Origin of the sequence: Hydrocarboniphaga sp. (assembly GCF_965279055.1) — a bacterium.
In the GTDB taxonomy this organism is placed as follows: Bacteria; Pseudomonadota; Gammaproteobacteria; order Nevskiales; family Nevskiaceae; genus Hydrocarboniphaga.
In genome coordinates this window covers 4,272,291-4,283,604 of record NZ_OZ257125.1, presented here as the reverse complement: position 1 = coordinate 4,283,604, position 11,314 = coordinate 4,272,291, and the positions used below count along the sequence as shown (strand labels likewise).

General features: G+C 67.9%; 11 protein-coding genes. 4 read left to right on the top strand and 7 right to left on the bottom strand.

The features are described from left to right. The first annotated feature begins 3 nt into the window (after positions 1-3). Positions 4-294, top strand: a complete 291-nt coding sequence (locus ACQZF9_RS19300) for a DUF1330 domain-containing protein (RefSeq protein WP_428310592.1) — start codon at positions 4-6, stop codon at positions 292-294. Between the two features lie 21 nt (positions 295-315). On the opposite strand, the gene ACQZF9_RS19295 is transcribed toward ACQZF9_RS19300, so the two are convergent. Beyond that, positions 316-1,209, bottom strand: a complete 894-nt coding sequence (locus ACQZF9_RS19295; protein WP_428310591.1) for an SDR family NAD(P)-dependent oxidoreductase — start codon at positions 1,207-1,209, stop codon at positions 316-318. Between the two features lie 96 nt (positions 1,210-1,305). On the opposite strand from ACQZF9_RS19295, the gene ACQZF9_RS19290 reads away from it, so the two are divergent. Further along, the gene (locus tag ACQZF9_RS19290) at positions 1,306-2,331 is read left to right on the top strand and encodes a zinc-dependent alcohol dehydrogenase family protein (protein WP_428310590.1); all 1,026 of its coding nucleotides are present in this window, start codon (positions 1,306-1,308) and stop codon (positions 2,329-2,331) included. A gap of 131 nt (positions 2,332-2,462) precedes the next feature. Here ACQZF9_RS19290 and ACQZF9_RS19285 read toward each other — a convergent pair whose 3' ends face one another. The 6 genes from ACQZF9_RS19285 to ACQZF9_RS19260 form a co-directional block, all read right to left on the bottom strand. Then, entirely contained in the window at positions 2,463-3,698 is a 1,236-nt protein-coding gene (locus tag ACQZF9_RS19285; RefSeq protein ID WP_428310589.1) for a DUF1214 domain-containing protein, read from the bottom strand. Between the two features lie 32 nt (positions 3,699-3,730). Next, complete coding sequence (locus tag ACQZF9_RS19280) at positions 3,731-4,546, bottom strand: sugar phosphate isomerase/epimerase family protein (protein ID WP_428310588.1); 816 nt, start codon at positions 4,544-4,546, stop codon at positions 3,731-3,733. A gap of 162 nt (positions 4,547-4,708) precedes the next feature. Continuing rightward, complete coding sequence (locus ACQZF9_RS19275; protein ID WP_428310587.1) at positions 4,709-5,878, bottom strand: sulfotransferase family protein; 1,170 nt, start codon at positions 5,876-5,878, stop codon at positions 4,709-4,711. Beyond that, the gene (locus ACQZF9_RS19270; protein WP_428310586.1) at positions 5,875-6,999 is read right to left on the bottom strand and encodes an LLM class flavin-dependent oxidoreductase; all 1,125 of its coding nucleotides are present in this window, start codon (positions 6,997-6,999) and stop codon (positions 5,875-5,877) included. Before ACQZF9_RS19270 ends, ACQZF9_RS19275 begins: the two co-directional genes overlap by 4 nt. 130 nt (positions 7,000-7,129) lie before the next feature. After that, positions 7,130-8,017, bottom strand: coding sequence for an IclR family transcriptional regulator (locus ACQZF9_RS19265; protein WP_428310585.1), 888 nt, complete (start codon positions 8,015-8,017; stop codon positions 7,130-7,132). A gap of 18 nt (positions 8,018-8,035) precedes the next feature. Beyond that, on the bottom strand, positions 8,036-8,464 hold the full coding sequence (locus ACQZF9_RS19260; protein ID WP_428310584.1) for an acyl-CoA thioesterase: 429 nt from the start codon (positions 8,462-8,464) through the stop codon (positions 8,036-8,038). Positions 8,465-8,683: 219 nt separating this feature from the next. Between ACQZF9_RS19260 and ACQZF9_RS19255 the strand changes: the two genes are divergently transcribed. Then, the gene (locus ACQZF9_RS19255) at positions 8,684-9,469 is read left to right on the top strand and encodes an SDR family NAD(P)-dependent oxidoreductase (protein WP_428310583.1); all 786 of its coding nucleotides are present in this window, start codon (positions 8,684-8,686) and stop codon (positions 9,467-9,469) included. Between the two features lie 246 nt (positions 9,470-9,715). Then, positions 9,716-11,314, top strand: coding sequence for an SMP-30/gluconolactonase/LRE family protein (locus tag ACQZF9_RS19250; protein WP_428310582.1), 1,599 nt, complete (start codon positions 9,716-9,718; stop codon positions 11,312-11,314).

Below are 11,314 nucleotides of genomic sequence, written 5' to 3'. Positions count from 1 at the left end.
ACGATGCCCGCCTACCTGTTGTTCCTGCGCGAAGCACCGGTACGCGACGCCGCCGAAATGGCGATCTATGGCGAGATGAACCGCAGCAACCCGCGCGATCCCAAGCTGCTGCCGCTGTCGGTCTACGGCGCGATCGAAGCACTCGAAGGCGAGGCGCCGGACGGCGCCGTGCTACTGCAGTTCCCCACAGCCGAAGACGCCCGGGCCTGGTACGAATCGCCCGCCTATCAGGCGGCGAAAGTGCACAGACTCAAGGGCGCCGACTACCGCGCGATGATCATCCAGGGTCTGTGACGCGGTCGGTGAGCTCGCGCCTCAGGCTGCGAGATTGACGCCGACCCGCGCCGCGAGCGCCTCGCTCTCCCGCCACAGGCGTCCGGCCGCTACCGAATCCTGTGCAGCCGGCGAACTCTCCACCCGCTGGCACTGATGGTAATAGCCGCCGCTGTCGCGGCCGGCTTCGTCGGCAACCGCCATGTGCACGAGCGTCTCGGCTGCGGCCTCGGAGCTGACCGCGACCTTGTCCTGGGTCGCCATGTAGCGCTGCACATCGTCGGCGGCGTGGTTGACGAAGTTGCTGTCGAGCACCACGCCGGGCTCCATCGCATGGGCGACGATGCCGTCGGCGGCCAGCCGTTTCGCCAGCTCCAGGGTGAACAGGATGTTCGCCAGCTTGGCGCTGGTGTAGGCGGCCGTGTTGTTGTAGTCGTGCCTGCGCTGCAGGTCGTGCCAGTCCATGCCGGCGCAGACGCGATGGCCGCTGGAAGAGGTTGCCAGCACGCGCACCGTGCCGGCGGGCTTGCCGGACGCGGCCTTGCGCAGCAGCGGCAGCAGCCGATGGGTCAGCACGAACGGCCCGAGATGGTTGCTGGCGAAGGTCGCCTCGTTGCCTTCGTCGGTGATGCGCTGTGCGCTGGCGACGCCGCCGGCATTGTTGATCAGCACGTCGATGCGATCGGTCAGCGCCGCGATCGCGTCGGCGGCCCGCGCCGCGTCGCGTAGCAGCGACAGGTCGACGCGGATCATCGCGATAGGCGCGCCTGGCGCCGCGGCGCGCAGCTCGGCTTCGGCTGCCGCACAGCGCGCGGCATCGCGACCCAGGCCGATCACGCGCCAGCCGCGCCGTGCCAGTGCCTTCGCCGCGGCCTTGCCGATGCCGGAACTGGCGCCGGTGACGACGGCGACGCGTTCTGTCGGGCTCTGGCTCATGTGAGCTCCTCGTTCCTTTTCCATGAATCGCACAGTACTGTTGATTATGGTTTTACGATAGCCAGGCACGCGACCGTGCTGCCGGATAGAGGAACGATGAACGCATCGACGATGAAATGCTGGAGCTGGCAGCGCTTCGGCTCGCTGGACGGTCTGCAGCAGGCGACGCGGCCGCTGCCGCGTCCCGGTCCTGGCGAAGTGTTGCTGCGAGTCCACGCCAATTCGCTGAACCAGCGCGACCTGATGGCCGCGCGTGGCGCACTGCCGCGTAACGGCCAGACCGGCGTGGTGCCGCTGTGTGACGGTGCCGGCGAGATCGTCGAAATCGGCGAGGGCGTGGGCAGCGTGGCGGTCGGCGACCGCGTGATCGCGACGTTCTTCCAGCGCTGGCTCGCCGGCGCGCTGCAGCCCGAGCATGTCGGCACCACGCTGGGCAGCGATGTCGACGGCCTGCTGCGCGAATACGCGGTGTTGCCTGAGAGCGGCGTGCTGCGTTTTCCGGCGCACCTGAGTTTCGCCGAGGCCGCGACGCTGCCCTGCGCCGCGGTCACGGCCTGGTCGGCGCTGTTCGTCAAAAGCGCGCTGCAGCCCGGCGAAACCGTGCTGAGCCTGGGCAGCGGCAGCGTGTCGCTGTTCGCTCTGCAACTGGCCAAGGCGGCCGGCGCGCGCGTGATCCTGAGCACGTCCAGCGACGCGCGCGCGGAGCGCCTGCGTCAGCTCGGCGCCGACGCGGTGGTCAATTACCGCGATGCGGACTGGCCGCAGCAGGTGCGCGCGCTCAGCGCCGGCAAGGGCGTCGACGTGATCGTCGAGAACGGCGGCGGCGCGAGCTACGTGCAGTCGCTGGGCGCGGCGGCCTGGCATGCGCGCGTCGCCATCGTCGGCCTGATTTCCGGCTTCGTCGATCCGGGCGGCAGCCTGATGCCGATTCTGCTCAACGATCTGACGGTGCGCGCGGTGCAGGTCGGCAGCCGCGCGGACACCGAGGCGCTTCTGCGCTTCATCGCCAACCGCCAGCTGCGGCCGGTCATCGACAGCCGCTTTGGTTTCGACGACGCGCTCGGCGCTTACACGCGCATGGCCAGCGGCGAGGCTTTCGGCAAGGTCGTGATCGAGCACTGACGCTGCTGTTCCCCTCTCCCTCCGGGAGAGGGTGGCGCGGAGCGCCGGGTGAGGGCATCTCCGGCTCAAGCCGGGTCGGTATCTGCAGCGCCCTCACCCCTGGCCCCTCTCCCGAAGGGAGAGGGGAAGCGCTACAGCATCGCGTAGCGCTGACGGATGGCGTCGAAGCGCGCGTGCAGCTGCCCGATACGTTGCGCTGGCGTGACTTTGGCGCTGTCGGCCGGCAGCGCCGCCGAAAGTTCGCTGCGCTTGACCAAGCGCGTGCCGAACTGCGTCGCCGCGTTGCTGAGCAGCGCGCGATAGGTGATGTTGCCGCGCACGAAGCCCTGCGTGTCCAGCCAGTTGTGATAGCCGCAGTCGTCGTGGCTGAGGATCAGCCGGATCTTGCCGTCGCCGTCGACCGTCGTGCGGCTCGGGGTATAGCTGACCGGGCGATACAGGTAGTCCATGCTGTTGAAGAACACGCCGGCGTTGCTCAGCATCCAGAAGCCGTCGTGCGCATCGAACTCGATGATCAGCGCCTCGTCGGTCGCGAGCTGCCAGCACAGATGCGCGATCGCGCGGCCGCGCCTGGCGTCGGCCGCATCGCCACCGGCGGAACCCGGAAACCGGTTGAGGTTGATTGCATCGACCACCGGCGCGCCGTACTGGTAGGGATGATCCGGCCAGTCGCGCATCAGCCCGGTGACGAAGTCGCCGGCCCAGTCCATCGCCGCGATCATCGTCTGCGGCGTCGGCAGCGGCCGCGGCTCGCTCATGCCGACGCGCTCGATGCGCAGCCGCGCCGGCTGCTCGTCCCAGCGATCGAAGCCCTGGCGCAGAAACAGCTTGCGCGAGCCCGGCGTCGTCGGCAGCCAGTTCGCGCCCTGCTGCGCGCCACCGATGTAAAGCTCGAAGTTGCCGCCGGTGTCGGTCTGCAGCTGGTGGCCGAACAGATTGGCTTCGGGAATATCGCCGAAAGGCTGGTGCAGGCTCGGCACGTCCGTGCCCGGCTGGTGCTCGGGCCGCGGGCCCTGCACGGTGAAATTGAGGAAGCGCGCCGTGCCCTTGTGGCCGCTGATTCGGTACACCGATGTGCCGTCTATCCAGGCCTGCTGGTAGACCAGGTCCGCCGCATCGCCGCCGAGTTTGCGGCCGGGCCCGCAGAACGCATGCAGCGCCGGGAACTGCGTGTCCCTGGTCTCCAGCGCGAGGTCGAAAGCCTGGCCGAGATTCTGCGTCAGAAAGCGGAAGGCGTCGGCGCGATGCAGCGGTGTCGCCGGATTGTGATCCTTGAACGCGCGCTCGCCGGCCTGCTGCAGCTGTGAGCAGAAACGCTGCCAGGCGCTGCGCAGGGCGTCATCGTCTTGACCGGCACCAAAGCTCATCGAATGCTCCCTGGGAGAATGGCAACAAGGCGCTACGCACCCAACACCTGCAGCAATTCGCCGAGTTTCCCGGCGCCGCGCGCCACCGCCGGCACCCGCCCTTCCCGGTCGATGCGCGGCCCGATCAGCTCCAGGTCGAACGCGCCTTTGTAGCCGGCAATCAGCACCCATTCCAGCAGACGTTGCAATGGAATCACGCCGTCGCCGGGCACCGCGCGCGACGGCAGCGAACGATCGCCGTAGACATAATCGCTGACCTGGACGATGTCGCAGCGCGGCACCGCGCGATCGATGGTGTCGCGCAGGCCGGCCTCGGTCCAGCAGGCGAAGAAATCGATGCAGACGCCCAGGCCTGCCATCTCGGCCAGCGCCAGCGTGTCGCGCAGGGAATGCGCGATATGCAGATCCGCATGCAGCACCGAGGCCGGTTCGATCAGCAGCGAAACGCCGGCGGCCTTGGCCTGCGCGGCGCAGGGCGCGACCGCGCTGCAGAAAGCTTCCGCGGCCTGTTCCCAGCTCAGCGCGCCATGGCCGCCGGTCAGCAGGTAGATCGAGCGCGCGTTGATGGTTTTCGCTATCCCGATCAGCTGCGACAAGCGGGCGCGCGGTTGCTGCCAGCTCGCCTCGTCCGGCGACAGTTGCTGGCCCGGCATGAACACGTGGGTGATGGTCTCGACTTTATAGGCGCCGTCTTGCAGAACTTGCTGCACTGCTGTCAGCGGCTCGGCCAGCAGCGTCGGGCTGACGAAGCTGATGCGCTGCGGCTGCAGCTCGCGCCAGTACGCGGCGAGCTGCGCGAGGCTGGCGTCGGGGAAGGAGGTCTGGCCGGCGGAGATTCTCGGGTGCATCAGCTGCTCCTGTCGGCGATCACGCAACAAAACCCCGTTCGTCCCGAGTAGCCCGCGCTGTCGCGGGCGTAGCGAGGGATCCGACCGCGGTCCGATCCCTTGATACGCCGCAAGCGGCTACTCGGGACGAACGGAGGGTAGTTGGCGCTGTAGTTCACCGCACTACTTCCGCTGCTCGATCTCGATGCCGAAACGCTTGCGAAACGGCGCGAATTCGCGGTGCAGCTGCTCGATATCCACGCCGATCACGTCCGGAGAATAGGTGAACTTGCCATAGCGGTCGCCGCGATTGTTCGCCAGATAATGGCGCATCGCCGCTTCGGCTTCGGCGGTCCAGGCCACGCCGCTATGCTCGTAGAAGCGCCGTATCGTGCCGACCGGGTCGGCGGTGAAATCGGTGTAGCGCACGTGCTGGATGCGCGGATCGCCCAGCATCGGCGCCTGCATCATCGCGGCCATGCTGGCGCGCGCATCGGCGAGCTGGATCGCGGCCTGCTGCTGCAGATCGACATGGCCGATCATGCCCTCGACCAGCTCGGCGGCCATCATGATGCGCGAGGCGATCACCTGTACCGGATCGCGGTGCGTCCAGATCAGGCTCGCGTCCGGATAGGTCTCGAACAGCGCCTCCAGCCGCGCGCCGTGAAAGCCTTTCAGCACCCAGTATTTCCCGGGCCGCGCGTACTGGAACTGCTGCAGCATCATCTTGTGGATCGCGTACTGCGCGCGCGGATCCAGCGGCAGGCCGCCGATCTTCATGCCCATCGGCACGCGCCACCAGGCGGTCGGCGTCATCACCCGGAAGTCCAGCGCCCAGGTGCGCTCGTCCTCGGGCAGGCCGTCGCCGAGCATGTCGTTGTACGGATGGCTGAGCAGCCACTTCGGAATCTTGGCGTTGATCTCGCGCCAGTCGGCGTCGGCGCGTCCGCGGCGCTGATCGTCGCCGCCATCGCTGAGTCCCGGTGGCGGCGACGGATACATCGTCTCCCAGAAGCGCAGCGAGCGTGCGTTCGGATCGACCGACATCAGCGCGTGCAACAAGGTCGTGCCGGAGCGCGGCTGGCCGGTCGCGAACAGCGGCCTGACGATCTGCTCGTCGGCGATCGGATAGCGCTCGCGGTCTCCGACCAGTTGCAGCCGTGAAACCAGCAGCCAGTGGCAGGCGGCAGCGGCGGCCCGCTGGCCGGCTTCGTCCATGCCGATGCTGTTGATGTGATCGACGGCGAGACCGAAGCGCGTCCTGAAGCTGGCGTCGTCGCCGTAGTCGGCCAGGCCGGTTTCATTCTGCGCAGCGGCGAGCAGCGCGTCGGCTTCGAGCTTGGGGGCGCTCACTTCAGGTCTCCGGCGAGCATCAAGAGTTCGTCTTCGGCTTCACGTACTTTCTGCGCCGATGAGGCGGCGTATTTCAGGCCGGCCATGCCGCCGTAGTCGAGAATCTTCGGCACTCGCAGGCCGGCGTCGCAGTAGCTTTTGACGATCTGCGCGATCTTTTGTGGCGAGCCGTGCGGGATCACGGCCAGCAGCGCCTCGGCTTCGAACTTCGCGAGCATGTCGAGGATCCGCTCGCGCGTCAGCACGCCGGGGTCGATGTCCTGGTAGCCGCGCCAGCTCTCGCCGAGCGGATGCCGGTAGCCGCGCGCCTTGAGCAGATCCGCCGGTATCTGCATCACCAGCGACTGCACCAGTGGCTGCTGCAGGATCGTCGCCAGTTCCGCGTCGTCGCCGATCAGGCAGATCTGGATGAAGGCCGGCACGATCGCCATCGGATCGCGGCCGGCCTTGTCGGCGGCACCGCGCACCACCGCGAGCTTGTCCGCGTAATCCTGCGGCGACCAGGCGCCCGCCGGCCACCAGCCGTCGGCGTAGCGTCCGGTGATATCGAGCATGCGCGGGCCGCTGGCGCCGATCCAGATCGGCGGGTTTTTGCCTTGATAGGGTTCGGTGTCGAGGCGCGCGTGATGCAGCTGGTAGAACTGGCCTTCGAAGTCGACCGGGCCATCGCTTTCCCATAGCAGCCTGATGACTTTCAGCGATTCCTCGAAGCGGCTCACCGACTTGGCGAAGTCGAAGCCGTACGGCACGGTGTTCTCGGTTTCGCCGCTGCCCAGGCCGAGCACGAAGCGGCCCTGGGACAAATGGCTGATGGTCAGCGCGCTCTGCGCCAGCAGCGAAGGATGGCGGCGCACGGTATCGACAACACTGGTGGCGATCGGCACGCGCTGCGTCAGCACCGCGGCGGCGGCAGCCACCGCCATGCCGTCGAGATGGCGGTGCGGTGACGGCGAGGCGCTTGCCAGATCGGTGAACTCCGGCGTCCAGATCGCGTCCGGCCAGAAGCTGACCATGTGGTCCGGCAGCCAGATCGAGTGGTAGCGGCCGCTGTCCAGGTCCGCCAGCCGCGACAGATCCAGCGGCAGGGTCGTGCGAAAAAACGCGGCGGGCTGCACCTTCATCGGATTTCCTGTCGCCGTGGTTCGTCGCGAAAACTACAGGCGGCGGGGTGCAAAGCACAACGTCATATCTGGAAAAGTTATTCACAGTGCCACACGGGTCATTGCCGCGTTCGCGGCCATGACAGCGCGGTTAGCGTGGCAGCTGTCCGTGAATTTGCTGCGTGACCGTCGCTGCTGCCGCGCAAAGACGCTCGACATGCCGCGACACCGTATCCGCATCGAGCTCCTCGGCGAAGCCCGACATCGAAATCGACAGCAGCACCTCGCCGCCAGGCGAAAACACCGGCGCCGAGATATAGGCCAGCCGGATCGCGCCGGGCTGGTCCAGCGTCAGCAGCTGCAGCTCGTCGCGGGACAGGCCTGCGAGCAGGCGACGCATCTGTTCCCAGTAGCGCTCGTCGCGCAGACGGGCCGCCTGATCCCAGATCGCCTGCCACACCGAGCGCACGGCCGGGCCGTTGGCGGCCATCGCATAGCCGCGCTGGCGTATCACCTCCAGTGATTTGAGCAGGAAGCCGTGCGTCGGATGATCGGGCCGCGCGGCGCCGCGGGCGAGATACGCAGCGGTTGTCTCTGCACCGGCCCAGGCGACATGGCCCAGGCCCAGAGGCGGGATGAAAGGCCGGCGCTCGCCGGCGCGGCGAATGCCGTGATCGCCCGGCGGTACGCCGGTTTTGACCAGCGACACCAGCTCGTCGTCGACGCGCGTGGTGGCCACGCATTGCAGGCCGAGCTCCGCGGTCAGCCGCGACATTTCCTCGCGGGCCAGGCTGACCGCCGGGTGCCGTTCCAGCGCGGCCTGGCCGATCGCGACCAGGGTCAGCCCCAGCGAATAGGTCTTGTGCCTGGGATGTCGCGACAGGTAGCGCGCGTCGGTCAGCGCCTTCAGCGCGCGGTGCGCGGAGCCGAGGCTGATCGGCAGATGTTCGACCACGTCCGACAAGGTGAACGCCTCGGTCGGATGCGCGGCGAAGAAATTGATCAGATCGATGATGCGGTTGCCGGTTTCCTCGCTCACGCCGGTTCGCTCCGCGTCTCAGGCCACGATGATCTTCTGCGCCTCGAGCGGTGCGCGCCAGGCCTGCGGCAACGCGATGGCGCCGTTGGCGTCGCGCGCCACCTGCACCACCTCGGCGTAGGCGCCGATGCGGCCGTGCTGGCAGGCGATCTGGCCGATGCGCAACGAGCTGCGTCCGATCTCGATGACGCCGACCGCAATCTCGATCGGCTCGGGATGGAACAGGTCGCCGGCGTACTCGAAGCTGGCGCTGGCCACCACCAGATCGCATTGCGCCAGAGGGTAGATGCCGCTGGCGTGGATGAAGCGATTGCGGCCTTCCTGGAAAATCGACGCGATCGCGACGTTGTTGACGTGGCCGATCTTGTCCACGTCGGCAAAGCGCGTCTGGATCTCGCAGGCAAACACAAAGCCCGGGCGCTGCAGCCGCCTGCGGTCGATTCTCATGGGTGTGGCGGGTTCCTGTTGAGGGCGCGCGGCTGGCCGACGGCAGCCTAGCACCATCGTGTGCCGGCATCGCGCCGTGGTGCGATGCGAGACCGCGTATCGTCATTGTGGCCGGCTGTCGACGTCATCCGTGCTTGGCGCAACACGCGTGCTGCGCCAAGCTCATGGATTGCGGCGGCTCCAACCGGATGTCGCCCACTAAGCGATGGAGTCAACTCGATGAGCGACGCGGCCTTCGTCGGACGCTACGGCCCGGTGGCGCTGGTCACCGGCGCCTCTTCCGGCATCGGCGCCGCGTTCGCGCAGCAGCTGGCGGAAAAGGGCATGGATCTGGTCGTGGTCGCACGCCGGCGCCAGCGCCTGGATGAATTGGCGACGCGCCTGGCGTCCGAATACGGCGTCGAAGTCAGCGTCTGCGAGGCCGACCTGTCCGCGCCCGACGCGGTGAGCCGCATTGCCGATGCCTGCGCCGCGCTCGACATCGGCCTGCTGGTCAGCAACGCCGGTTTCGGCTTCAAGGGCGCGTTCGACAGCGGCGACGCGGCGCAGCTGTCCGAGATGCTGATGGTCAACTGCCATACGCCGCTGCTGCTCGCACGCGCCTTCGTGCCGCGGCTACGCCAGCGCGGCCGTGGCGGCCTGCTGTTCACCAGCTCGGTGGAAGGCCTGATCGGCTGTCCCTACTCGACCACGTATGCGGCGACCAAGGCCTTCGTCAACAGCCTCGGCGAAGGCTTGTGGGCCGAGCTGACGCCCGAAGGCATCAGCGTGCTGACGCTGTGCCCCGGCGCCACCGACACCGAGGCGCCGCGGCTGCAGGGCATCGATCCGGCGACCTTGCGCAACCTGATGTCGCCCGGCGAAGTCGCTGCGCTGGCGCTGCAGAACCTGGACAACGGCCCGGTGTATCTGCCCAGCGAGCACTACCGGGCGAGCTTCGAACAATTGCTGGCGATGCCACGGCCTCAGGCGCTGATGGCGATGGCCGGCAGCATGAAAAAATGAGCCGCCCGCCGGTGTCCGCGACGGACAGGCTCGGCATCGAGGCGCTGACCACGTTCAGCCTGCCGCCGCTGTGGTGAAGCGACCGACTCCGGCAGGTGCAGCAAAAAGAAGTTGAAACCCGGACGCTAGTGGACAACCATGTTGATGATCGAGGCATAAATGGAATGCGCTCAAGCCGGCGACAGCCGGCGGGCCCGGCCACAAGACCACGACAGGATGCACACGGCGGATCGAGGAGAGCGGCAGATGGCGCAGCAAAGCGGGCGTTTTACGACGACGACGACTTATCTCTCCGCCGCCGGCTGGACGCTGGAGCGGATGACCGCGCCGAGCCGGCTGTTCGGCGCCAACGGCCTGCGCACCGGTCCTGATGGCCGCATCTACGTCGCCCAGGTTTCCGGCAGCCAGATCAGCGCGATCGATGTCGACACCGGCGCGATCGAGGCGATCAGCCCCAAGGGCGGCGACATCGTCGCGCCGGACGATCTGGTGTTCGATCCCGCCGGCAATCTGTATGCGACCGAAATCACCGAGGGCCGCGTCAGCGTGCGCGAGCCCAACGGCCATACGCGCGTGGTCTACGGCGACATGCCGGTGGCCAATCCGATCACGTTTCACAACGGCCAGCTGATCGCCGGCGAGTGCCGGGTCGGCGGCCGCATCATGCAGCTGGATCTGGACGGCGGAGCGCCGCGGCTGCTGCTCGACAACGTGCCGATGCCGAACGCATTCGACGTCGGGCCCGATGGCAAGCTCTACTTCCCGGTGATGGGCACCAACGAAATCTGGCGCATCAGCCTCGACGGCAGCGGCGCACCGGAGGTGGTGGCCAAAGACCTGGGCGTGCCGGATTCGGTCAAGTTCGATGCCCGGGGTTTCATCGTCTCGACGCAGGTGCACAGCGGCCAGGTGCTGCGCATCGACCCGCGCAGCGGCGACAAGACCGTGCTCGCGCAGCTGACGCCGGGCCTGGACAACGTCACCTTCGTCGGCACGCGGATGTTCGTCTCCAACATTTCCGGCTACGTCACCGAAATTCTCGGCGACGGCAAGACCCGGGACCTGGTGCCCGACGGCTTCAGCTGGCCGCTGGGTCTGGCCATGGATAGCGACGGGCTGATGTACGTCGCCGACGGGCCGTTCTCGTACACGCTGCGCCCGGGCCAGCCCCGCGAGCTGGTCGGCATGCTGTTCACGCCGGGCTATCCGGGCTATTCGCGTGGCGTCGCCGCGGCCGCGGCCGGCGAATTCGTCATCACCACCGCCAACGGCGACGTCGCGCGCTACTGGCCCGCGCAGCAGCGCAGCGAGATCATCGCCGGCGGTTTCGACCAGCTCTATGGCGTCGCGATCGCGCCGCGCGGCGCGGTGATTGCGGTCGAGCAGGGCAGCGGCCGCGTGGTGTCGCTGCAGGGTGGCAATGTCGAGACGCTCGCGACCGGCCTGAAGCTGCCGTCCGGCGTCGCGGTGTCGGCCGATGCGGTGGTCTACGTTGCCGAATCCGCCGGCGGCCGCGTGGTCAAGCTGGTCGGCGGCCGCGCCGAAACCGTACTCGACGGCCTGCAGCAGCCACAGGGGCTGGCGCTGTCCGGCGGGCGTTTGTACATCGTCGATGCCGGCGCCAAACAGGTTCTCGAATGCGATCCGGCCAGCGGCCGCAGCCGCGTGATCGCCTCGCAATTGCCGGTCGGTGCGCCGCCGGGCGTGACGCCGAAGTTCCTCGGCGCGATCGGCACCATGTCCGGGCCGATGGGACCGTTCGCCGGTATCACTGCCGGCGCCGATGGCCGGCTGTATTTCTCGGCCGACGCGGAAGGCAGCGTGCTGGCGCTGCGCCCGGCGTAA

Excerpts from the sequence above, each read along its gene's own strand:
- ACQZF9_RS19250 (WP_428310582.1), top strand. The coding sequence starts at position 9,716 with ATGGCGCAGCAAAGCGGGCGTTTTACGACGACGACGACTTATCTCTCC.
- ACQZF9_RS19285 (WP_428310589.1), bottom strand. The coding sequence starts at position 3,698 with ATGAGCTTTGGTGCCGGTCAAGACGATGACGCCCTGCGCAGCGCCTGG.
- ACQZF9_RS19290 (WP_428310590.1), top strand. The coding sequence starts at position 1,306 with ATGAACGCATCGACGATGAAATGCTGGAGCTGGCAGCGCTTCGGCTCG.
- ACQZF9_RS19300 (WP_428310592.1), top strand. The coding sequence starts at position 4 with ATGCCCGCCTACCTGTTGTTCCTGCGCGAAGCACCGGTACGCGACGCC.
- ACQZF9_RS19260 (WP_428310584.1), bottom strand. The coding sequence starts at position 8,464 with ATGAGAATCGACCGCAGGCGGCTGCAGCGCCCGGGCTTTGTGTTTGCC.
- ACQZF9_RS19295 (WP_428310591.1), bottom strand. The coding sequence starts at position 1,209 with ATGAGCCAGAGCCCGACAGAACGCGTCGCCGTCGTCACCGGCGCCAGT.
- ACQZF9_RS19255 (WP_428310583.1), top strand. The coding sequence starts at position 8,684 with ATGAGCGACGCGGCCTTCGTCGGACGCTACGGCCCGGTGGCGCTGGTC.
- ACQZF9_RS19280 (WP_428310588.1), bottom strand. The coding sequence starts at position 4,546 with ATGCACCCGAGAATCTCCGCCGGCCAGACCTCCTTCCCCGACGCCAGC.
- ACQZF9_RS19270 (WP_428310586.1), bottom strand. The coding sequence starts at position 6,999 with ATGAAGGTGCAGCCCGCCGCGTTTTTTCGCACGACCCTGCCGCTGGAT.